Source organism: Streptomyces sp. NPDC107498 (assembly GCF_055582805.1).
Genome location: NZ_JBVJPE010000042.1, coordinates 1 through 20,209, shown reverse-complemented (window position 1 = coordinate 20,209; position 20,209 = coordinate 1). Strand labels below are relative to the sequence as shown.

At 69.2% G+C, this 20,209-nt stretch carries 24 protein-coding genes and 2 pseudogenes; 9 read left to right on the top strand and 17 right to left on the bottom strand.

Annotated features, from left to right (window positions below):
* Positions 1 to 67: 67 nt before the first annotated feature.
* Positions 68 to 412, bottom strand: coding sequence for a hypothetical protein (locus ACZ66Z_RS36015; RefSeq protein WP_469940151.1), 345 nt, complete (start codon positions 410 to 412; stop codon positions 68 to 70).
* A gap of 94 nt (positions 413 to 506) precedes the next feature.
* Between ACZ66Z_RS36015 and ACZ66Z_RS36010 the strand changes: the two genes are divergently transcribed.
* The 4 genes from ACZ66Z_RS36010 (at position 507) to ACZ66Z_RS35995 (ending at position 2,345) form a co-directional block, all read left to right on the top strand.
* Complete coding sequence (locus tag ACZ66Z_RS36010; RefSeq protein WP_469940150.1) at positions 507 to 893, top strand: ArsR/SmtB family transcription factor; 387 nt, start codon at positions 507 to 509, stop codon at positions 891 to 893.
* 72 nt (positions 894 to 965) lie between these two features.
* On the top strand, positions 966 to 1,742 hold the full coding sequence (locus ACZ66Z_RS36005) for a heavy metal-responsive transcriptional regulator (protein ID WP_469940149.1): 777 nt from the start codon (positions 966 to 968) through the stop codon (positions 1,740 to 1,742).
* Positions 1,739 to 2,053 (top strand): hypothetical protein, encoded by a 315-nt coding sequence (locus ACZ66Z_RS36000; protein WP_469940147.1) that lies wholly within the window; start codon positions 1,739 to 1,741, stop codon positions 2,051 to 2,053. Before ACZ66Z_RS36005 ends, ACZ66Z_RS36000 begins: the two co-directional genes overlap by 4 nt.
* Positions 2,054 to 2,147: 94 nt before the next feature.
* On the top strand, positions 2,148 to 2,345 hold the full coding sequence (locus ACZ66Z_RS35995) for a hypothetical protein (RefSeq protein ID WP_469940146.1): 198 nt from the start codon (positions 2,148 to 2,150) through the stop codon (positions 2,343 to 2,345).
* Between the two features lie 89 nt (positions 2,346 to 2,434).
* Here the strand turns inward: ACZ66Z_RS35995 and ACZ66Z_RS35990 are convergent, their stop codons facing one another.
* From ACZ66Z_RS35990 to ACZ66Z_RS35980, 3 genes are all read right to left on the bottom strand, one after another.
* Complete coding sequence (locus tag ACZ66Z_RS35990) at positions 2,435 to 2,557, bottom strand: hypothetical protein (protein ID WP_469940144.1); 123 nt, start codon at positions 2,555 to 2,557, stop codon at positions 2,435 to 2,437.
* Between the two features lie 28 nt (positions 2,558 to 2,585).
* Entirely contained in the window at positions 2,586 to 3,539 is a 954-nt protein-coding gene (locus tag ACZ66Z_RS35985) for an IS481 family transposase (protein WP_469940143.1), read from the bottom strand.
* 606 nt (positions 3,540 to 4,145) lie between these two features.
* Complete coding sequence (locus ACZ66Z_RS35980; protein ID WP_469940141.1) at positions 4,146 to 5,192, bottom strand: YihY/virulence factor BrkB family protein; 1,047 nt, start codon at positions 5,190 to 5,192, stop codon at positions 4,146 to 4,148.
* A 130-nt stretch (positions 5,193 to 5,322) separates the two neighbouring features.
* On the opposite strand from ACZ66Z_RS35980, the gene ACZ66Z_RS35975 reads away from it, so the two are divergent.
* Positions 5,323 to 6,123, top strand: a complete 801-nt coding sequence (locus ACZ66Z_RS35975; RefSeq protein ID WP_469940140.1) for a DUF2382 domain-containing protein — start codon at positions 5,323 to 5,325, stop codon at positions 6,121 to 6,123.
* 186 nt (positions 6,124 to 6,309) lie between these two features.
* On the opposite strand, the gene ACZ66Z_RS35970 is transcribed toward ACZ66Z_RS35975, so the two are convergent.
* The 4 genes from ACZ66Z_RS35970 to ACZ66Z_RS35955 all read right to left on the bottom strand — a co-directional run bounded on the left by ACZ66Z_RS35970 (position 6,310) and on the right by ACZ66Z_RS35955 (position 8,910).
* Complete coding sequence (locus ACZ66Z_RS35970; RefSeq protein WP_469940138.1) at positions 6,310 to 6,966, bottom strand: DUF3618 domain-containing protein; 657 nt, start codon at positions 6,964 to 6,966, stop codon at positions 6,310 to 6,312.
* Entirely contained in the window at positions 6,942 to 7,373 is a 432-nt protein-coding gene (locus tag ACZ66Z_RS35965; RefSeq protein WP_469940136.1) for a phage holin family protein, read from the bottom strand. Before ACZ66Z_RS35965 ends, ACZ66Z_RS35970 begins: the two co-directional genes overlap by 25 nt.
* Positions 7,374 to 7,376: 3 nt before the next feature.
* Positions 7,377 to 8,108: a hypothetical protein gene (locus ACZ66Z_RS35960; RefSeq protein WP_469940135.1), complete on the bottom strand. Its 732-nt coding sequence runs from the start codon at positions 8,106 to 8,108 to the stop codon at positions 7,377 to 7,379.
* 379 nt (positions 8,109 to 8,487) lie between these two features.
* On the bottom strand, positions 8,488 to 8,910 hold the full coding sequence (locus ACZ66Z_RS35955; protein ID WP_469940133.1) for a MerR family transcriptional regulator: 423 nt from the start codon (positions 8,908 to 8,910) through the stop codon (positions 8,488 to 8,490).
* Positions 8,911 to 8,965: 55 nt separating this feature from the next.
* Between ACZ66Z_RS35955 and ACZ66Z_RS35950 the strand changes: the two genes are divergently transcribed.
* Positions 8,966 to 9,937, top strand: a complete 972-nt coding sequence (locus ACZ66Z_RS35950; RefSeq protein ID WP_469940131.1) for an SDR family NAD(P)-dependent oxidoreductase — start codon at positions 8,966 to 8,968, stop codon at positions 9,935 to 9,937.
* Between the two features lie 251 nt (positions 9,938 to 10,188).
* Here ACZ66Z_RS35950 and ACZ66Z_RS35945 read toward each other — a convergent pair whose 3' ends face one another.
* On the bottom strand, positions 10,189 to 10,512 hold the full coding sequence (locus ACZ66Z_RS35945) for a helix-turn-helix domain-containing protein (RefSeq protein WP_469940130.1): 324 nt from the start codon (positions 10,510 to 10,512) through the stop codon (positions 10,189 to 10,191).
* 201 nt (positions 10,513 to 10,713) lie between these two features.
* On the opposite strand from ACZ66Z_RS35945, the pseudogene ACZ66Z_RS35940 reads away from it, so the two are divergent.
* Positions 10,714 to 10,881: pseudogene (locus ACZ66Z_RS35940) on the top strand (GNAT family N-acetyltransferase); the annotation flags it as partial.
* Between the two features lie 250 nt (positions 10,882 to 11,131).
* On the opposite strand, the gene ACZ66Z_RS35935 reads toward ACZ66Z_RS35940, so the two are convergent.
* Positions 11,132 to 11,353, bottom strand: coding sequence for a hypothetical protein (locus ACZ66Z_RS35935; protein ID WP_469940129.1), 222 nt, complete (start codon positions 11,351 to 11,353; stop codon positions 11,132 to 11,134).
* Positions 11,354 to 11,695: 342 nt separating this feature from the next.
* Here ACZ66Z_RS35935 and ACZ66Z_RS35930 point away from each other — a divergent pair, with 342 nt between their 5' ends.
* Positions 11,696 to 11,989, top strand: a complete 294-nt coding sequence (locus ACZ66Z_RS35930; RefSeq protein ID WP_469940127.1) for a hypothetical protein — start codon at positions 11,696 to 11,698, stop codon at positions 11,987 to 11,989.
* A gap of 97 nt (positions 11,990 to 12,086) precedes the next feature.
* On the opposite strand, the pseudogene ACZ66Z_RS35925 reads toward ACZ66Z_RS35930, so the two are convergent.
* The 4 genes and pseudogenes from ACZ66Z_RS35925 to fabV all read right to left on the bottom strand — a co-directional run bounded on the left by ACZ66Z_RS35925 (position 12,087) and on the right by fabV (position 16,170).
* A pseudogene (locus ACZ66Z_RS35925) lies at positions 12,087 to 13,009 on the bottom strand (IS5 family transposase).
* A 31-nt stretch (positions 13,010 to 13,040) separates the two neighbouring features.
* On the bottom strand, positions 13,041 to 13,625 hold the full coding sequence (locus ACZ66Z_RS35920; protein WP_469940125.1) for a S1 RNA-binding domain-containing protein: 585 nt from the start codon (positions 13,623 to 13,625) through the stop codon (positions 13,041 to 13,043).
* A 146-nt stretch (positions 13,626 to 13,771) separates the two neighbouring features.
* The gene (locus ACZ66Z_RS35915; protein ID WP_469940123.1) at positions 13,772 to 14,419 is read right to left on the bottom strand and encodes a DUF5701 family protein; all 648 of its coding nucleotides are present in this window, start codon (positions 14,417 to 14,419) and stop codon (positions 13,772 to 13,774) included.
* Between the two features lie 548 nt (positions 14,420 to 14,967).
* On the bottom strand, positions 14,968 to 16,170 hold the full coding sequence (gene fabV, locus ACZ66Z_RS35910; protein ID WP_469940122.1) for an enoyl-[acyl-carrier-protein] reductase FabV: 1,203 nt from the start codon (positions 16,168 to 16,170) through the stop codon (positions 14,968 to 14,970).
* Between the two features lie 374 nt (positions 16,171 to 16,544).
* On the opposite strand from fabV, the gene ACZ66Z_RS35905 reads away from it, so the two are divergent.
* Positions 16,545 to 16,697: a hypothetical protein gene (locus ACZ66Z_RS35905; protein ID WP_469940121.1), complete on the top strand. Its 153-nt coding sequence runs from the start codon at positions 16,545 to 16,547 to the stop codon at positions 16,695 to 16,697.
* Between the two features lie 179 nt (positions 16,698 to 16,876).
* Here the strand turns inward: ACZ66Z_RS35905 and tpg are convergent, their stop codons facing one another.
* From tpg to ACZ66Z_RS35890, 3 genes are all read right to left on the bottom strand, one after another.
* The gene (gene tpg, locus ACZ66Z_RS35900; RefSeq protein ID WP_469940120.1) at positions 16,877 to 17,434 is read right to left on the bottom strand and encodes a telomere-protecting terminal protein Tpg; all 558 of its coding nucleotides are present in this window, start codon (positions 17,432 to 17,434) and stop codon (positions 16,877 to 16,879) included.
* 12 nt (positions 17,435 to 17,446) lie between these two features.
* Positions 17,447 to 19,696: a telomere-associated protein Tap gene (gene tap, locus ACZ66Z_RS35895; RefSeq protein WP_469940119.1), complete on the bottom strand. Its 2,250-nt coding sequence runs from the start codon at positions 19,694 to 19,696 to the stop codon at positions 17,447 to 17,449.
* Between the two features lie 182 nt (positions 19,697 to 19,878).
* The coding region (locus ACZ66Z_RS35890) for a transposase (RefSeq protein WP_469940118.1) at positions 19,879 to 20,209 on the bottom strand (331 nt) is incomplete at its 5' end.

Genomic DNA, 20,209 nt, shown 5'->3' with positions numbered 1-20,209 from the left:
CGGTCCGGCAGCAACGGCTCGATGCGTGCCCACTGGGCGTCAGTCAACGACACACATCAACCAACGATCAGATGATCCGAAGGAAACGGCCTAGGACCTGCCCGATCGCGGCCGCGCCGAGGGCGGCCACCACCATCAGCAGATCCACGTCCAAGGTCTTGTCCTTCAGGGCCTTCAGACCCTCCCACCCCGGCTCCCAACCGCCTGTGATGTAGGTGGCGGCGAACAGCACACCCCACAGCCAGGACGGTCCGCCCGCCAGGTAGACGGGCAGTGCGAGGAGGAACAGGACCAGCGAGGCCAGTGCCCATCGGGCTTCCGGCAACGCCAGGACCCGCGTGCGGCGCCGCGGGGGCGCCGGCCGCGGGTCGGCGGCGGGCGGTGCGGGCCGCTGGTCGAGGACAGAAGACATGACAAAACAACCCTTCACGGGCGGACTGGGGCAACACCTTCACCATACAGGAACGCCTGAATAGGTCTTCAGGTGTCATCGGTATGATGGCCCCATGGGCCACGGAACTGGCAGTGAAAGCAACGCCACCACGCGCGAGCGCCTCGACGCGGTCGGGACCGCCGACGTCGCGGCCACCCTTCAGGCCCTCGCGACTCCCTCGCGGCTCTACATCCTGGCCCGGCTCCAGGAGGGGCCGTGCTCGGTCAGCGATCTTGCCGAGGCGGTCGGGATGGAAGCCTCCGCCTGCTCGCATCAGCTACGTCTGCTGCGCAACCTCGGTCTGGTCACCGGCGAGCGGCACGGCCGCTCCATCGTTTATGCCCTCTACGACAACCACGTCGCCGAGCTCCTCGACCAGGCCCTCTTCCATGTCGAGCACCTGCGGATGGGCGTGCGTGATGTCGCTGTCTCCGTGCCGGAGCCGGCTGTCGCCGACTGACCGGGCCAGGGCACCGGGCAGGCGGATTCGGGCTTGACCTTCGAGTCGGGTCGAAGGTTTACCGTCGGCTGTGTGACGACCTACCGCATCTCGCAGCTGGCCGAGCGCTCCAGCGTTCCGGCGACGACGCTGCGCTTCTACGAGGACGCCGGTCTGCTGCCCGCCGACCGCACGCCGTCCGGCTACCGGGTGTACGGCGAAGACGCGGTGGAGCGCCTGGCCTTCATCTCCTCGGCCAAGCTCCTCGGCCTGGCCCTGGAGGAGATCCGCGAACTTCTCGGTCTCCGCGAGGAAGGGGTGTGCGCCTCCGTACGGGCCCGGATGCTGCCCCTGGTCGCAGGCCGGATCGCCAAGACCGACGGCCGGATCGCCGAGCTGCGCGCATTCTCCGCACACCTCGCAGGCGTCCACGCCGACCTCTCGGGCCCGGCGCCCGCGGGAGCGTGCGGCCCGGACTGCGGCTGCACCACACCCGGGCTGGCGGCCGCGGCCGGACCCATGCCGGTCGCGCTGTCCCCGACCCGTCTCTCCCCGGAGTCCGAACCGTGGCGGGACGCCCCGGTCGCCTGCACCCTGGGCGATGCCGAGCTGGGCGAGCGCACCGAGCAGTGGCGCCGGCTGGTCGGCAAAGCCGAACAGCGCGAGGAGATCGACGACGGCGTCCGCCTGATCTTCCCCGCCGGGGCCGAGCTGGCCGGCGAGGTCGCCGCGCTCGCGGCGGCGGAGCAGGGCTGTTGCGCGTTCTTCGACTTCCGTCTGCACCTGACCCCGACCGCTGTCCAGCTGGAGGTGCGGGCGCCCGAGTCCGCCGCCGGGATGCTGGCCGACCTCTTCGGAGCCACCGCATGACCGCCCCCTCTCCCCGCCGCTCCCGGCCCTGGGGCACCCTCGGCGCCGGCGCGGCCGCAGCCGCCGCCTGCGCACTCTGTTGCGCGGGCCCGATCCTGGCCGTCCTCGGCGGCATCGGCGTCACCTCCGCGATCGGCGCGCTGTGGATGCCCGCCCTGGCGCTCCTGGCTGTGGCCGCCGGACTCGGTGTCCTCGTCGTCCGGCACCGACGCCGGAAGGCGTCCTGCCGGACGGCACCGGCACCTGCCGACCTCGGGATGCCCACCCTGGGGCCGCCACCTGCAAGGAGCGGCAGCCAAGCCGCCCACTGAGCGGGAACCGCAGGCCAGGCCGTGCACCGGGGCCTGTGCGGATGGAGGGCGCGGCCGCCACGGGGCGGGGGCACAGCACGAGGGAGCAGTTCGGGTGCCGCAGCAGGAACCACACAGTCTGGTCGAGCGGATGGAGCACCACCAGGTCGCGATCTACCTGGTGGCGATGGCCGCCTTGTCCGTGGGCGGTTTGGAGGTGCTGGAGGCTGGCCTGGTGCCCGATGCCGGTGCAGTGGAAGTGGTAGCGGGCCCTCTGCGTGAGGGTGCCTCCGTGACTCATCAGGGTTCCTGATCTGCGTACCGTCCGACCCCAGTGCGCACAGGCAAATGTGAGCACGTCTTGTGATGTGGTGCGTCTCTGCCGGTCGGAGTCTGACTCCTTCACATCCGCCAACGCGCGCGGTCGGTCTTCTTGATCTCTGGCCATGTGAAGCCGAGGCGGCGGTACTTGTTGCGCTGCTTCGGCCGCATGTGCGTGATGTCTTCCTTCGATGCCGTGGCCATCCCGGAATGCCACGCGCGGGCCGGGCCGCTAGGTGTATTGACCCGCAGCGTTGTTGACGCGGGTGATGGGCGGGTGTCCGTCGAGTGCGGTGTGGCAGCGGTGGTGGTTGTAGGTGTGCAGGAAGTCTGCCAGGGCCGCTGTCCGTTCGTCGTTCGAGGTGTAGGGCCGCAGGTAGGCCCATTCGTCGAGCAGGGTGCGGTGGAAGCGTTCGACCTTGCCGTTGGTCTGCGGCCGGTAGGCCCGGGTCAGCTTGCCCGTCGCGCCGAGCTGGGCCAGGACGTTCTTCCAGGCCAGGCCCTTGCGGTAGGCCCAGGCGTTGTCGGTCAGAACCCGCTCGATGCGGGTGATGCCATGCGCGTGGAAGAACGCGGCCGCGCGGGCCAGGAAGGCCGCGCAGGTCACGACCTTCTCATCCGAGTGGATCTCGCTGTAGGCGAGGCGGGAGTGGTCGTCCACGGCGGAGTGGACGTAGTCGAACCCCATGCCGCGGACGGGCCGGCCCACGTCGCGGCCCAGCACGCGATGTCCGCCGCCGTCGGGGATCCGCCCGAGTTTCTTCACGTCGACGTGGATGAGCTCGCCGGGTCGCTCGCGTTCGTAGCGGCGGATCACGGTGCCGGTCGGCCGGTCTATGAAGGCCAGCCGGTTGAGCCGGTGGCGGGTGAGGATGCGGTGCACGGTCGAGGTGGGCAGTCCCACGATCGGGCCGATCCGCGCGGGCCCGAGCTTTCGGGTCCGCCGCAAGCCGCAGACTCGCTCTTCCACGGCGGCTGGTGTCCGGCGCGGGGTCCTGCCCGGCCTGCTGGAGTGGTCAGCCAGACCCGCGTCTCCTTCGCTCTTCCAACGGCGGACCCATTTGTGGGCCGTGGGCCTTGATATGCCCATCTCGGCGGCCACATGCGCGACCGGACGGCCTGCAAGGACGCGTTCGACCAGGATCCGCCTGCCGTGAATGGTCAGCCGGGCGTTACGGTGTGACACGAAGACCTCCGTGTGTGGTGTGGAGCCTAGACACCTCCACCACACCGGAGGTCTTCGCCATGATCAAGGCCTGCCGGCGTTAACAACGCTCGTGATCAATACACCCCCGCATGCGCACCCCCGACCCCAACGGCGACACCGGAGGCTTCGGCCGCCCATGGTCAACCGCCTCGCCCGCACCACCACCGCGACCCGCCACAAGACCGGCGGCAAAACCGCAAGCGCCCTACTCCCCCGCTCACACCAAAACGCCGGCACCGGACGGTTCCCCGTCCGACAAGCGCCCGACAGACCAATGGGGGCGGGCGGCACCACTCGACGAGCTGTTTCGCGACCGCGTTGGCCAGCAACTCCGCTACTGGCATAGCCGTGATCCCGGCAACGGCTGCCTTACCGCCCCGCCAGCCGCCCCGGCCCCATGACCAGCGCGGCCACCCACACAACTTCGTGTGCTCGGCCGCTTCCTGCACCGGCGGAAGGAGCTGGCGGGCCCGGGCAGAATCCCAGGCGGCCATCCGCTTGGTAAACCAATGATCACCGTTACGCACCGCGGCCGGGATTCCCATGCTTGCCCGCCTCCCCGCCCGCGCCCCTTCCACGCGCTACTCACTCCGAGCGGCGGCGGTCCTCATCACTCCACTTACGGGTGTCCCGGGGCTCGACGTACGGCTCCTCATCCTCGGGATGGCCGCCGACGATGGCACGCTGGCGAGTCATCTCGGCATCGAACTCCAGGCCCAGGAGGATGGCCAGGTTGGTGATCCACAGCCATACCAGGAAGATGATCACGCCGGCGAGGGTCCCGTACGTCTTGTTGTACGAGCCGAAGTTCGCCACATAGAAGGCAAAGCCGGCCGAGGCGATCATCCAGATCACCAGCGCCAGGAGACTGCCGGGAGTGATCCACCTGAAGCCGCGACCCTTGGCGTTCGGGGCGGCCCAGTACAAGATCGCGATCATGATCGTGACGAGCAGGACGAGGACCGGCCACTTCGCGATCGACCACACCGTCAGCACTGTGTCGCCCACCCCGAGGGCGGCGCCGGCCTGTCGGGCCAGGCCCCCGGTGAACACCACGATCAGCGCGCTGACCACGGCGAGAATCATCAACGTGACCGTCAGTGCCAGCCGGAGCGGCAACACCTTCCACACCGGGCGGCCCTCGGGCATGTCGTAGACGGCGTTCGAGGTGCGGATGAAAGCGGCCACATAGCCGGAGGCCGACCAGAGCGCGACCGCCAGGCCGACGAGGGCCAGGATGGAGCTGACACCGCTGTTGCTCTGGAGCTGCTGGACCGCGTTGCTGATCACGTCGCGCGCAGAGCCGGGGGTCAGCTTCTGCAGGTTGTCCAGCACCTGCTTGGTTGCCGACTCGCCCACGATGCCCAGCAGCGACACCAGCACCAGCAGGGCCGGGAAGAGGGCCAGCACCGCGTAGTACGTCAGCGCCGCGGCCCGGTCGGCGAGCTCGTCGTCCTTGAACTCCTTCAGCGTGCCGCGCAGCACAGCCGTCCAGGACCGCTTCGGCATTTCGGAGAGCCGATCTGGAGCCCGCTCCTCGACCTCCTCGTCGGGACCCACGCCGCCGCGCCGGCTTGCGTCGGCAGTGGGCTCGCGGTCCTCACCGTGCTCGGGTTTCGGTGTGCGCGTCATATCCGGCGGCTGTCCACCCACGCCCGTCTGATGCAGCGACCGTAGGGCCGGGTTTGAGCGGTTGCGTGGAAGCCACAGGGGTAGGCACCAGGACGACCAAAAGATAAATATCTACACAAAAGGAGTGAAAATGATCACTCGGGAGCAGATCTCCTCTGTACTCGACCACTCCGTCTATGACTCCGACGGCAACAAGCTCGGCGAGGCCAAGCACGTCTTCCTCGACGACGCCACCGGCCAGCCGGAATGGGTCAGCATCAAAACCGGCATGTTCGGCATGAACGAGTCCTTCGTCCCCATCAAGGACGCCACCATGGTCGAGGACCACCTCGAGGTCCCCTTCGACAAGGACAAGATCCAGGACGCACCCAACGTCGACGTCGACTCCGGCGGCCACCTCTCCGAAGAAGAAGAGCACCGCCTCTACGAGCACTACGGCATCGACTGGGACGCCGCCTGGAGCCAGGCCAACCAGCCCGGCACCGAAGGCTGGGCCCGCACCGACGACACCGACACCTCGGCAAACATGCGTTCGGAAGGCATGGAGGAGTCCGACAGCGCGATGACCCGCTCGGAAGAGCAGATGCACGTCGGCACCGAACGCCGCGAGATGGGCCGCGTCAGGCTGCGCAAGTACGTCGTGACCGAGGAGGTGCAGCAGACCATCCCCGTGCGTCACGAAGAGGTCCGCATCGAGCGCGAACCGATCACCGACGCCAACCGCGACGCTGCCATGTCGGGTCCGGACATCACCGAGGCCGAACACGAGGTGATCCTCCACGAGGAGCGGCCGGTCGTGGCGACTGAAGCCGTCCCCGTGGAACGCGTGCGCCTGACCACCGAGGAACAGACCGACGAGGAAACCGTCTCCGGCGAGGTGCGCAAGGAGAAGATCGAAGCCGACACCGACGACGACATGCGCGACCGCTGACGGCAGGGAAGCAGAACAAATTTCTGTGCGCCCGCTCGGCTGGTAGGCCTCTCGCCCCGGCCGAGCGGGCTCGCCCTTGCCCACTGGTCAGCTGACCGCATGCGGCATCGCACAGTGTGAAGCGCGGGCCCGCGAGAAAGCCGCGAGGCCCGCGCTGTTTTCAGGCGTCCTGTTGCGAAAGTGAGGTCAGGAAGAACCGGGGGTGCGGCGTACTTCTTCGGCGGCATCCTGGCCCACCTGACGGAGCCCCTGTGCTGTCTCCTGGCCAGCGCTCTGCGCGTGGTCCTTGGTGGCCTCCGCCGCTTCCTGGGCGGTGTCCTTCACCGATTCCACGGCCTGGGCCGCGGGCTCCCGCATCTCCTCCTTGACCTCCTGGGCCCCTTCGAGGACCGTCTGCTTGACGGGCTCCAGCAGTTCACCGGAGTGCTCGCGCAGCTTCTGTCCCGCGCGTTCCTCCGCCTCCGTGGCCGGGAGGAGAGCAGCGGCCAACATGCCGGCGCCGAAGGCGATCAGTCCCGCGCCCAGCGGGCTGCCCTGGGTCTGCCGCTTCACCTGCGAAGGCGCCTGCTGAACGGTCTCGCCCACGGTTGCGCCGACCTCTCTGGCGGTCGCCGTCATGCTGTCCGCAGTCTGACTCAGGCTCTCGGACGCTCCGTCCGCCGCGCCGTGTGCCGTACCCATCACACGCTCCTTCACTCCGCTGACCCGGTGGCGCACCGAATCAACCTTGCGCCGTGCCACCCTGCGCGGGGCCATCCTCTCGGCCAGAGCATCGACGTTGTGCGCCAGGTGCGCGCGCCGGTACTCCGCATCGGTCCTCAGCTCGTCGGGTGTCGGGCCCATCGTCCGTCCTCCTTCAGCGATTCCACGGCCTGTTCGGGCTTGAGATGGACGTTGCGCCAACCGGCACGTCCGCTGATGTAGAGCGCCGCGCCCACGGCGGCCCACAGGGCGGTGACGATCAGTGCGGCCCACGCGATGTCGAGTACGTGGGCCAGGGCGAATACGGCTGTGAGGCTGCCGAACAGCAGCACCATGTGACCTGCATAGCCCGCACCGCCCAGCATTCCGGCCGCCTTGCCGGCCTTCGCCGACTCCTGCTTCAGCTCGGTCTTCGCCAGTTCGATCTCGGTGCGGACCAGACCCGTCAGGTCCTGGCTGATCTCACCGACCAGATCACCGATCGACGGCTCCGCAGCCGCCGGCGGCGGTCCGGGACGGGTCGGCCGTTCCTGGTATGCGGTGGCCACGGGTCACATCCCCTCTCCCGGGCGCGGCGAGCCGCCGTACGGCTGCGCACCGCCCGACGGCGGGTAGGAGGGCGGTGTCGGAACCACATGCGGGGGCTGCGACTGGCCATAGGCGCCGGTGAGATCCTCGTAACCGGCGGGCACGCCGGAGCGGGCGGGCGGAGCGACGCCGCCCGCGGTCCGCTCCGGGGCGGCGGAGCCGTTGCCCTCGCCGCTGCCGGTGTTGGTGGAGGAGGCCGCGCCCACTCCCTTGCCGACGCGGCCCACCAGGAACCCGGCCACCGCGGCGCCCGCCAGGAAGGCCCCTGGGCGGCGACGAGCGAAGTCCTGCAGGTCACCGACAAGCCCATCGGGGCCGCGCTGCTCGATGCGCGAGGCGGCCTGATCGCCTCCATCGGCCAGCTGACGGGCCACACCCGCCATGGTGGAGTCGGGCTTGCCGCCCTCGCTCATCTCCCGCAGCTCCTGAGCGAGCCGACGCACGTTCTCCGCCAGACGCTCGGTCTGGGACTGCGCCTGCCCCTGGAGCTGGCCCCGCAGGTCGTCGACAAGACTCCGCGCCTGAGCGGTGGCCTCACCGACGACGTTGGCCGCCTGCTCCTTGGCCGTCCCACCCACCTCGGCGGCCTTCCCGCCGACCAGGGCGGCGCCCTCACCCGCCTTGTCCTGGGCCGTCTGCGCTACCGCCGCCGTGCTGTTGTCCTGCCGACGGCTCGATTCCTGGAAGTCACTCAAGGCTCCTCCTGGTCGATCGAAGCATTATTTTTCCCTTCCGCCCGCACTTGCCCACGTTTCATCCCTTCACCCCCCCTATGACGTGAAGACAGCGGATAGGAACCCCGCCCCTGGCCACAGGGGCTTCAGGAGGTGCGGCCGGGGCCGGGCCCGCGGTCACCGCCGGGTCCGATGGCTCACCGTCCGATGCGGTTGCGGCCGAGGGCGCGCGGCGAGGCCGAGGCGTTCGACCGGATGTCGGGATGGAGGGTCGTCTCGTCGGCGAGGGAGGCGAGGAACGCGATCCCGGCCGTGCCGTCCGGAGTGACGGGACCATCCCCGCGGGTGCGGGGAGCAGGCTCTGTGACCTGCAGTTCTGACGAGGCCGTCCGTGCTCGCCTCAGGCTGTCGGGTCCCAGAGCCCGCCGGCTTCGCCGCCGGCGAGGTGCTCGGCGTAGACGCCGACCTTCCAAGCGATGACGGATCGGCACTCCTCCAGTGCCTGGATCTGTGCGTCGACGCGCTGTCGATGGGCGTCGAGCAGGCGCAGGCGTTCCGCCTCGTTGCCCGGCCCGTGGCGTACCAGTTCGGCGAAGCGCTTGAGATCGGCGAGCGGCATACCGGATTCGCGGAGCTTGACGCAGATCAGCAGCCAGTCGACATCGAGGGAGGTGTAGCGCCGTCGGCCGCCCGACGTGCGCCGGACCGGGCCGACGAGCAGGCCCTCGCGCTCATAGAAGCGCAGGGCGTGCACGCTCAGTCCGGTCCGCTCAGCCACCTCGCCGATGCTCAGCGACTGCGCGGCGGCTTCGGTGGTTGTCATGCCGCTCCCCCCTGGACTTGATCTAGACCTCACTCTAGATCGTAGCGTTCACGGCATGACCGTTACCGATCAGCAGCCGCTCGGCTCGCCCTTCTCCGCTGACACCACCGCCGAGGTCATCGCGGCCGGCCATGACCTTTCCGGCACGACCGCCGTGGTGACCGGGGGCTACTCCGGGCTCGGCCTGGAAACCACCCGGGCTCTGACGGCCGCCGGGGCCCGGGTCATCGTTCCCGCTCGCCGCCCCCACGTCGCTCGTGCCGCTCTGAAGGAGGTGAAGGGCAGCGAGGTCCTCCCCATGGACCTGGCCGACCTCGACAGTGTCCACTCAGCCGCCGCGCACATCAGCGACCGTATCGACCGGCTCGACCTCCTGATGGCCGTCGCCGGTGTCATGGCCACTCCGGAGCGACGCGTCGGGCCCGGCTGGGAAGGCCAGCTCACCGCCAACCACTTCGGACACTTCACCCTCGCCTGCGAGCTCTACCCGCTCCTGGCCGCCGCAGGCGGCGCGCGCGTCGTGGTGAACAGCTCCGCCGGACACACCCTGACCGGCATCCGCTGGCACGATCCGCACTTCCGCACCGGCTACGACCAGTGGCTGGCCTACGGCCAGGCCAAGACCGCCAACGCCCTGTTCGCCGTGCACCTCGATGCCCTCGGGCAAGGCGACGGGGTCCGGGCGTTCAGCCTCCACCCCGGCAAGATCATCACCGGTCTCCAGCGGGAGATGACGCTCCAGGAGCAGATCGACCGCGGGTGGGTGGACAAGCACGGCAATGTGGTCGGCGCAGACTTCAAGACCCCCTCTCAGGGGGCAGCCACCGGCCTGTGGGCCGCTACGTCCCCCCTCCTCGACGGCCGCGGCGGGCTCTACCTGGAGGACTGCGACGTCGCCCGCGTTTCCGCCCCCGGCGCCCCCATGGATGACGGCGGCGTGCGCGCGTACGCCATCGACCCCGAGGAGGCCGCCCGGCTCTGGGACCTGTCCGTCGCCGTGACCGGCGCCACGCCGATCACCCGATAAACCCGCACTCTGTAGATGCCGCGCTGCGTGCCGCTGCGGCAGGCAGCACGGCATGAGCCGCTCCGGCGACTTCGCCCGCACCATCGGACGCCGAACTCGGCACCAGAAGACCAAGCCCTACACCCTCGCCACCACGGGCAAGTGGAGTGGTCCCAGCGGATCTTGACCGAAGAACCTGCAGGTACCGGGCGATGATCTCGTCCTGGGGCAGAAGCTCACCCTGCTGCTGGACGGCAAGCCGTGTCGCTTCCTTACGGGAGCGGCGCTGGGAGACGTCGAGTCGTGCGGTCACCGCTGCGACCGAGATCTTGAGGGTGGACCGCAACCCGCTGCTGCGGCATCCCTGAACGGTAGAGGCGCACGACCTGGGCACGCAGCGCCTTCTCATACGGTTGTCCGGCTCGGTTCTGGTGGCGCTGTCGTGCGGCGGCCGCTGCATCGCGCCATTCCTGCGCCGGTACGTGCCGCTGGACGGTGGTCTTCGACACCCCCAGTTCCCTGGCCAGCACGGCGATGCTGGCGCCCTCGCAGTACCGGCGCCGGATCAACGCCGGCAGCGCCTTCGCATCCCCCATCACTTCCCTGCACCTCCCCCGGGCCAACGACAGAGCCCTTACCGGGGATGCGCCGGCGACCGGGAGGGATGACACAGGATGCGCTGGATGGCATTGTGGTGTGCTTCTTGGTCCAGGCAGACATCTCACGCGGCAAGGGCTGTCCCGTAAAGGATCTTCCGATCAGTGCGGGCGTGGTCTGCCGCGGGCTGGGGAAACGGGTTGGCGCCACGTGGGATCGGCGTTGTATCGAGGCTGTCAGCCCGTGATCTGGTGCATGCGGACCTGGCATCGTGCGGGTGGGCGGGGTCTGACCACCACTTGGCCGGCGTCGCCCGGCAGTTGGAACGTGCCCGGGCCGGTGAGGTCGACTACCTGACGGTCTGCCCCTAGTCTGCCTCGCGTCGAGCCGCACTCGTGCCAGAGGCGGATGCTTGCGCATCCTCGTCGAGTAGGAAGGTTTCGACCTCCCCGAAGTCGGGCGCCTGGAAGGGATGTGTGGTGGGATGCGGTGATGCTGCGGCAGCGCAGGGGGACGCCCCTTCCGGAGCGGAGAACGGCGAGGTCAGGTCGATGACAGGGTCCTCTTCATTGCAGGTCCATGAACGGATCTGGTGTGCCGTGGCCGGGCACGGCGGTCCTACAGCTTGCTCATCTTGGCGTACGGACTCAAGATCCGCTCTTGCGTCGAGCCGAAATCCACGACCGCCGCTATCCCGTCCTCGATGCCGGTGACCCGGCCGAGGCCGTGCACGTCGTGGGTGACCTGGTCGCCTACAGCGAACTGCTCGGGAGGCAGCGTGACCGGGGCTTTGAAGGGGCTGGTGGGCAAGAAGCGCTTCGGTGCACTGGGCTTTGTCATTGCTACCAGTATGCGCCCCCGCATATCCGTTACGGTCATTCACGTCCGCAGCACGCGGTAGCTGAGAGGGGCGTCGCCGACGAGGGGCGGCCCCTTCGGTGCAGGGGCCGCCCCTCGTCGGCAACGCCCGCAGTGTGAGATGGCCTTCCGGGCTACGGCCGGGTTGTGCCAGCATGCCGGGCATGCAGCAGCAGCTGATTATCAGCGGCAGCGTGCCGGCACCGAGCCCGAGGGAGTGACCCTCCCCGCGCTCACCGCCCGCACGCAGACCTCTCGCACCTGGCGAGGGGTCTTTTCCATTTTCCGGCCCCACCACGGCCTCCATGAACAGGACCACCACCCATGGAACACACCCGACTCACCGTCACGCTCCAGCCCGGCCACGGAACACTCACGCGGTTGGCCGCCACGCTCAACAACCACCACGTGCTGGACCTGACCTACACCACCGCACCGGCGAACACGGCCACAGCCGTCGTATGCGTAGCACAGTCCGACGCCCTGCGCGCCCAGCACAAGCTGCGCAGGCTCGTCGACGTGATCGAGGTGACGCCCACCCCCGCATCGCCGGGCACCGCGGAGACGGCAGGCGTCCCCCGCACCCGTCACCCCGCCGCCGGCGCACCACGCCTGTGAACGGCCCGCCCGACGCTCTGAGCATCCTGTTCCACTCCGGTGCCGCCCCCGCCCCGCCTGCTGCTCCTAGGACCTGTCCGGTCGATCATGTTCGAAGTCAGATGACGATTGCTGCGGCGGTCACGGTGCCGAGGTAGACATAGCCGCGCTTGTCGTAGCGGGTGGCGACCGCCCGGGACCGTTTCAGGCGGTTGATGGTCCGCTCGACGGTGTTGCGCTTCTTGTACCGCTCCTCGTCGAAGCCGGGTGGCTGTCCTCCGCGTGAACCTTTGCGCCGGCGGGCCGCCTGGCTGTCGGTCTTCTCCGGAATCACGTGGCGGATTTCTCAGTGCCGAAGGTATTCACGGACGGGCCCGTTGCTGTACGCCTTGTCGGCAGCGAGGCTTTCCGGCTTCACGCGCGGCCGCCCCGGCCCGAGTCTCGGAACTCGGATCTTCTCCATCACGGCGATGAACTGCATGCAGTCCGGCCGCTGACCTGGGGTAACAATCAGAGACAGCGGGCGGCAGCGGCCGTCCGCGCCCAGGTGGAGCTTGGTGGTGAACCCGCCCCGCGAGCGGCCCAGGCCCTCACCTCCCGCACCACCTCCACCAGGCGGGCGACCAGGCTCTGCCCAAGCGTCTCGTCCTGGTGTTCCATCCCTGAGGCCCCCTTTGATCCTGGGGCCGGTGGCGGGTCGGTGCGGGCGCCGGCCGCATGCTGATGCGGACGGACGATGGTGGAGTCGACCGAGAAGATGTCCCAGTCGATCTCGCCCACGGCATCCGCTGCGGCCTGGACCTGCTGGAGCAGACGTTCCCAGGTTCCGTCGGCCGACCACAGGCGATGGCGTTCATAGACGGTCTTCCACGGGCCGAACCGTTCGGGCAGGTCACGCCACTGCACCCCGGTCCGCACCCGGTGCAAAATCCCGTCGATCACCTGCCGATGAGCCCGCCACCGGCCACAACGCCCGTTGCTCACCGGCAGGAATGGACGCAGCCGTTCCCACTCGGCATTCGTCAGATCACCCCGCCCCATGCTCACATCAACGGCTGGGGCACGCCCACCGTCACGTAGCCGGCGCGACACCTTCGCGCCGGGCTCCCTGCGGCCTGGAGAGGAGAACCCGGCGGGTCGGCGGGGCGATTTCCGTGACGACGACGGTGACCTTCTCTCCGACCTCGAAGTCTTCCACCGGACTCACCGCAGGCCGACCGGGGGCTTCTCTGAAGGGGACCAGCCCGGCGATCCCGTCCCCGAGGTCGACGATGATGCCGAAGGGAAGCACCTTCTCCACCGTCCCACGGAGTTCCTGGCCCACCGCTGTGCAGTCGGCGAAAGCCCGGAGGGGGTCGGGCTCCAGTGCCTTCAAGGACAGTCTGGCCTCCGCGTTGTAGGTGTCGAACTGGAGGAACTCGCACGAGACACGCTGGCCTACCTGAACGACATCGGTGGGGGCGTCGATGTGCCGCCAGGACAGTTCGGGGATGACGATGAACCCGACACCGGGGAAGAGCGGGTGGGCAGGCCCGTCGTCCAGGGCCACGAAGACCCCGAATTGCTCGATCGCCGCAACGGTGCCGGACAGGATGTCGCCACAGTGCAGGGACTTCAGGAACGCCCAGAGTTCCGAGCTCTCAGACTGCCCATCCATACCGTCACCCTGGCACGCGACATCGCTGGCCGACCGTGGCCTCGACAGACCGAAGCCCCCCGTGCTCCAGCAACCGGAACCATGAGAGGAGCTGGCCCACGGCTCGTGCGGCCACGCCCCACCGGGTGGGGCCGCACGACCTCTCCCTACGACCGGCGGCCAGTGGCCGAGCCGAAACCCAGCCAGGTATGCCGGTTGCCCCACCAGCACCAGCCGACCTTCGGGGCGTTGCGCCGCTCGCGGCCGTCCCGCCCCGTTCCGTTGCTGATCCAGATCGCCGGCGTACGGGCGTCGTAGGTGCCGTTCGCCTTGCGCAGCCGCGACCCGATGGTCATGAAACAGTGGTTGCGCTCCAGTGCGGCCGGCTGCTGGAGCGCCCAGTGGATCCCCTCGGCAAGCGTGAGCGGGCTGCGTCCCTCCCGCACGATCGCCGGCAGCGCCTCCTCGGGGCTCCAGTTCGCCATGCGGTCGCCGCGGTCGAGCCCGGTGACGAGGTAGAGCGGGGCGTCCGGGACCTCGACGCCGTACGGTCGAAAGTCGTCGACGTCCGGCATGTCGAGCACCACGAACCCATGCTTGTCGTCACGGCGTAGCAGCGGCGCGAGCGCGGACGCCGGTACCAGGTCCGGGTGCACGGCGAGCAGGGCGTCTCCGTCGACGGCCCCGGTGAAGGCCCGCAACTCGTCGGAGGAAAGCCCGGCGAGCTCGTGCACCCCGAGCTCGATCAGCCTCTCGGCCTGGGTGGCGAGGGAAGGCAACGGGGCGGGGAGGGCGGTGTTCACGTCGTCGGTCAAAACACTCCTGAGTCCGGGTGGATGGGCCTGGAGTCGAACGACGCCCGCCACGGGATTGTTCCCGCTTTCCTCTCGCTCGTAGATTCTCCTGGAGGGGGACCGCCCTTGCACACAAGGACCGCACCAGTGCTGTCCCGCCGGGCGGAATGACTCCTCGGGGCCCTCCCTGCACACGAGGACCGCACCTTGCCGACCTGGGTCTTCTCACCAGGGGGTGAACTCCTGACGCCACTTTCGAGTTTTCCGATGAAGGTCGAACTCTGTCACTTCGGCTGCGGTATGCCCGCAAGCCTTGCAGAACCGAAGGCTTGCCCGAGCACTGGTCATGCCGACCGAAGAAGTGAGACAAGAGCAGATAGCTGTGCCCCCGGCCTGTCGGCCCGGAGGCACATGCCGTAGAGGGGCGGTCAAGCGCTGAGGCCAACGGAGGAGACGTGGGCGTAGGCGGTGTAGTCGGAGTCGAGGTCGCTGATGACGTCGTCCCAGATCTCGTCGATGGTGGCGGTGTCCTGAGCGGCCCGGACGTAGCCCGGTGATCGAGGCGCGGTTCAGGTGGTGGGCCAGGGGACGTCGGTTTCGACGGGGGCTGTGTAGTCGATGGCGGGGACGGAGAAGCCGTAGAGGCGTCGGACTTCATCGCTGAACCAGTCGAGGTCGGCAAGTTCGGTGATGGTGTCGCTGGTGGCGGTGCTCCAGCGTTCGGCGACGGCGTTTTGCACGGTGGAATCGAGTTCCCAGGTGTCGAGGCGGACCCGGCCCTCGTCGTCGAGGTCAAGCAGGCGGGCACCGGTCAGCTGGTCCCACAGGTCCACCAATTGGCCGATCGGGGTCACCATGGCATCGCCGAGGACGCCGCGCAGCAGCCCGACGTACAGGGCGATGCCGGGGATGGCGGTGGAGGACTGGGTAACTGCAGCGGCGTTGACCGAGGTCACGGCCCGGCCGCCCAGGGTCTTACCGAGGCGCTCGTCCAACGTGCGCGCGGTGGCTTCCAGATGAGCCTTCGCGGCGCCGATGGTGCCCTGCCGGTAGATGGCCGCGGTGAGAGGCGAGCCGATGTAGGACAGAGCGGCGGTGGTGAAGCCGTCGGCGAGCAGGGACCGGTCGGCCAGGAACGTGATCCACCGTTCCCAGTCGGTGCCGCCCATCACCGCCACGGTCTGCTCGACGTCGTCTCCTTCGGCCGGCGCAGTAGTGACCTCCTTCACCTCCGGGGCGCCGTGCTCGTCGAAGACGAGCGTCTTGGTGGTGTACGGCGAGCCGATCGGCTTGAGGACCGAGGCATACACGTCGCCGGTGTCCGGGTCGGTGCGGCGAGGCGCGGCCACCGAATAGATCAGATAGTCAAGCCGTCCCCCGAACCGCTCCGTGAGGAGGTCGGCAACCTGCTCCTTCACCGTGTCGCTGAATGCGTCGCCATTGAGGAAGACCATGTCTCGCCCGTGCTGTCGGGCGAGCCGGGCGGTGGCGGCGGTGCGGTACCAGCCGGCCGTGCCGGTGCGCCGCGCGGGCGGCTTCTCGAAGCAGACTCCGATGCCGCGGATGCCGACTCGGGCCAGGCCCGCGATCGTGGCGGCCAGGCCGTACCCGGCAGAGGAGCCGATCACCAGAGCCACCGCCCCTTCGCTCCCTGCGGGGGCCGGGGCGGGAACGGCCTGCCACATCTCGTCCACCAGCTGCTGGCAGCCGGCAGGATGGGAGTCGAGGAACAGGAAGCCCCGGCTCTTGGGCTCAATGACGCGTTCGCTCACGATGCGATTCCCCCAAATGTCGTCACGGACTAGGACACGGTGGCTACCCCAGCCACCCCGCCCTGCAAGTCTGAGGCCGCGCGGACGGCCACAGTGATCTTGATCGGCACAACGATCACTAGCGGGACTTAGAGGGTTCGCTGAGCCTTTCCAACCTCGCATCTGTACTGGCAAGGGCATGGGGGCGGCCGGCTACGCCGGTCGATGACAGGCCTTTGACCAGCAGGTCCACAGCTGGCCGACATGTCCCGAACTCTCAGTCGGACGTCACCAACTGTGCTGACGGGCAGGTTGGAAAAGGCTCCGTGATCGGTCCCGCGGCGGGCGATCACCGGTTTCATTCCAAGCTCCCCCACGAGACGGCGGTACTTGTCGTGGTCGTATCCGCGGTCACCGAGCACGACGTCCGGGCGCCTTCGGGGCCGGCCGCGTTTGCCCCGCACCGCCGGAACGGCAAGCTGAGGGCCGCCGCCTGGAAGATGAAGGACGTCATATGCCTGGAGGAGACGTTCGTGGCGCCCGGTTAGGTCGCCGGAGCGGCCGCCGCGCCTCCGCCGGGCTGGCAGGAACGCCGCCGTGCCCGGCGGGTCGGCTGACCGAAGGTGCGAAACGTCTGGCCCCGGCGGGTCGGCTGACCGAGGATGCGAAACGTCTGGCCCCGGCAGCTCGAATGCCGGGGCCAGATGCTTGGTTACGAGGAGTCGGGCTACAGGCCGAACTCGATGTGCTCGATGTCCGTGAACCGGACCTCTTCCAGGGACCCGGCGCGGCGGCCGTCGTCCTGGAAGTACGCCTCCTTGAGGGCCTCGGCGGTGATCTGCTGGAGCTCGGCGTCACTGGCGCCGGCTTCCTGGGCGTCGAAGAGCCGGGCCGCGTAGACCGGGGGCAGGGCGACGGTCAGGTGGCGGATGCGGTCCTGGTCCGTCGACCCGATCGGGGCGGTGTAGCCCATGCGAGCGCGGGCGTCGATGACGATGCCGCCCGTGGTCGCCGCCTTCGCCCGGGCCTTTGCCCGGATCTGCGGCTGCCACCGCTTCTTCACCTCGCGCTCCAGGCGCGCGGCGAGATCGGCCCGGGGCTTCTTGATCTCGTCCTTCACGTACCGCTCGACGGTGCGCTGGGACACCCGCAGCATCTGGGCTACCACCTTCGTGCCACCCAGCTGCTTGACCAGGTACCGCATCCGCGCGCCGGCCGACTTGGGGGCCGGGCGGGTGAACGCCTTCTGTACCGCGGCGTCCAGGCCGTCCCCGAACAGGCTCATCGTGGCCCTCTCCTACTCTCCGTTGTCGACGTCGGTGACGGTGCCGTCCTTGATGTACCGGGCGAGGTTGAGCTCCGGGGCGTCGAACTTCTCCCGGACTTCCTCGCCCCACAGCACGGTCTGAGTGCCCTCATGCTTGACCAGGCCGGGGTTGATGCCGAGCTTGAACCCGCCAGGCAGCGGCTTGCCTTGGCGGTAGGGCAGGAAGTCCAGCGGCGAGGGTCCGGCGGCGGCGTAGACGACGCAGTCGGACAGGATCGCGATGGGGTACTGCCCGGTGAACGCCGCGTGCTTGACGATCTTGCGGTGCAGGTTGATCCGGGTGCGGGAGATGACCGCCGCCCGGATATCGGGCCGCCACGTCGGCCGGGACAGGGCACGCCACGGCTCGCCGGGCCGCCAGCCCTCGCCCCGGGGCCGCTCGCGCAGTTTGCCCAGGCCGCCCTTCACCGTGGCCTTGATCGCCGACACGACGATCGCCAGCTCCGGGTCACGGCCCTTGTAGCCGTCCATCGCCGCGAGGAAGTCCTCGGGGGCGAGGTCGGCGTCGGCGCCGAGGTCGGCCATCGTGGCGAGGTAGGCGTCACGGAGCCGGTTGTACCAGCCGTCCAGGTAGCGGCCGTTGTCGTACCGCACCCACGCCTCGACCGGGCGCACCTCGTAGCCGAGCTCCACCGCGTAGGCGACGGTGGGCGTCGCGTACCAGGCCGGTCCCTCCGGGCGCTCGCCCTTCGGCGTGAACGGGGAGGGCAGCAGTGAGCTGTCCAGGTCCACCCACTCCTTGCCGACCTTCACGCGGGACAGATCGACGTGGGAGAGGTCGACCAGCCACGAGCCGGGCAGCTTCGGGTCGAACGCCGGGGCCTTGACGTGCGTCGCCTCGCCCAGGCCGACGTTCAGACCGTTGGCGCCGGCGGCGAAGGCCATGTTGACGTCGATGCCGACGAGGTGGCGCAGGGTGCACTCGGCGTCGGTCATCGGCCGCGCCCAGTCGTACGCCTCCTCGAACAGCTTCTCCGCCGGTCCGCGCACGTGGAACCGCGGCAGGTCCTTGAGGACGGGATGGCCGTCGGGGACCTCGCACGGCGGGAAGTGCAGCGGGTCGATGGCGTCCTTGCCCAGGCTGCCGGGGTTGTGCTCGGAGTGCCGCTTGCCGTCGGCGTCCGGTTCGGAGGCCCGGGTCGGCGGGTGCAGCGCGGTCATCAGCTCCAGGCCGGTCACGGCCGTGGAGCCGCGCGGCGTCATCACGCGGGAGGCGTACACGCCCAGGACGCGGGCGAGTTCCGCCGGCGGGAGCTGCCCGGCCTCGCCCCAGTGCCGGCTGTCGAGCGCGTTCCACGACGGGATGCACAGCTGCACGCAGGCACGCTCCGAGCCGGTCGCGGGGCGGTAGATCCGGGCCCACGGTCCGAAGCCCCGCTTCGTGAGCTTCCACTCTGCGCGCGCGAGCTGCTTGATGACCTTGTGGCCCTCCGGGATCCGCCCGGCGTGCTTCTCCTCCTCCGTGAGCGTGACGGGCAGGCCATAACCCTCCAGGGCGGACGGAGTGAGCACGAGCAGCGGATCGGCGTCCTTGCCCGGCCCCGACAGCTTCGGCTGACCGAGCTTGGCCTCACGCAGCGTCCAGTCGACCAGGGCCGGAATGGACTTGGCGGGCACGTCCAGGACCAGGCCGCCGACGCAGTACGCGGAGACCTGACCGTCGGTGTCGACGTCGATGACGGCGAGCGGACCGTTCTCGAAGCGCGGGTCGACGGCCTCCGACGCCGTGGTCTCCATCGCCATCGTCTTCTTCGCCCCCGGGCGCCGCGACGACGCGGCGGGCTTCATGGCGGGCGCCGGTCGTACGGCACCAGCCGGGGCCGGGGGCGCTGGCGCTTCGGCCACCGGGACGGGAACGGGCACGGGCCCGGTGAACGCCTCCGGCACCCTCGGCGCCGGAGCCGGGGTGGGTGCGTCGGCGGCCGGGGCGGGGAAGCGGGCGGCGAGGCCCTCCAGGAGCCGGGCGTACGCGGCGCGCTTCGGCGGCCGCGGCTCGGTCTTGCCGGACTCCCAGTTCCCCACCGCCTCCCGGCGGGCGTCCAGCGCCTTCGCGATCTGCGCCTGGCTCAGGCCCGCCGCCTCCCGCAGGCGTTTACGCTCCGCAGGGACCGGCAGGTCGTCCTGTGCGACTTGCTCCAGTAGCGCATCCACGGCGCTGAACAGCTCGTTCTCAGTGGACACAGAGGTCACCTCCAAGGGGCAGCATATTCGATCGCGCATTGATTCACACATCTAATCACTCATAAATCGCGCATTGGGTGGAGTGCAGCACGTGGACAGGTAAGCGGCGCAACGGCTGTTGCGGCCGAGATCTTTACTTGGCGGATGAGCGCAGCACTTGGCGGATCTTGCTTCGGTGACGCTGCGTTGTTGAGACTTAGAGGTCGTTTTCGCCCGATGTTTCATCCCGGGATGGGTTGTTCTGTGGTCTTCTTCGGGTCGCGCCAGGAGATGGTGTTCTCGCCGGTGAGGCGGCAGGCCATGAGGCCGGTCATCGAGAGGCGGATCATGGCTTCGGAGCGGGTGGGCAGGGTCTCGTAGTCGCGGGCCAGGCGGCGGTTCAGCATGAGCCAGCCGTAGGTCCGCTCCACCGCCCATCGTTTCGGGATCGGGGTGAAGCCCCTGGTCCCGGGCTTGCGGGCGATGACCTGCATGTCAATGCCGAGGGTGGCGGCATGCTCGACGAGGTGCTGGCGGTAGCCGCCGTCGACCCACACCTTGCGGACCCGGGGG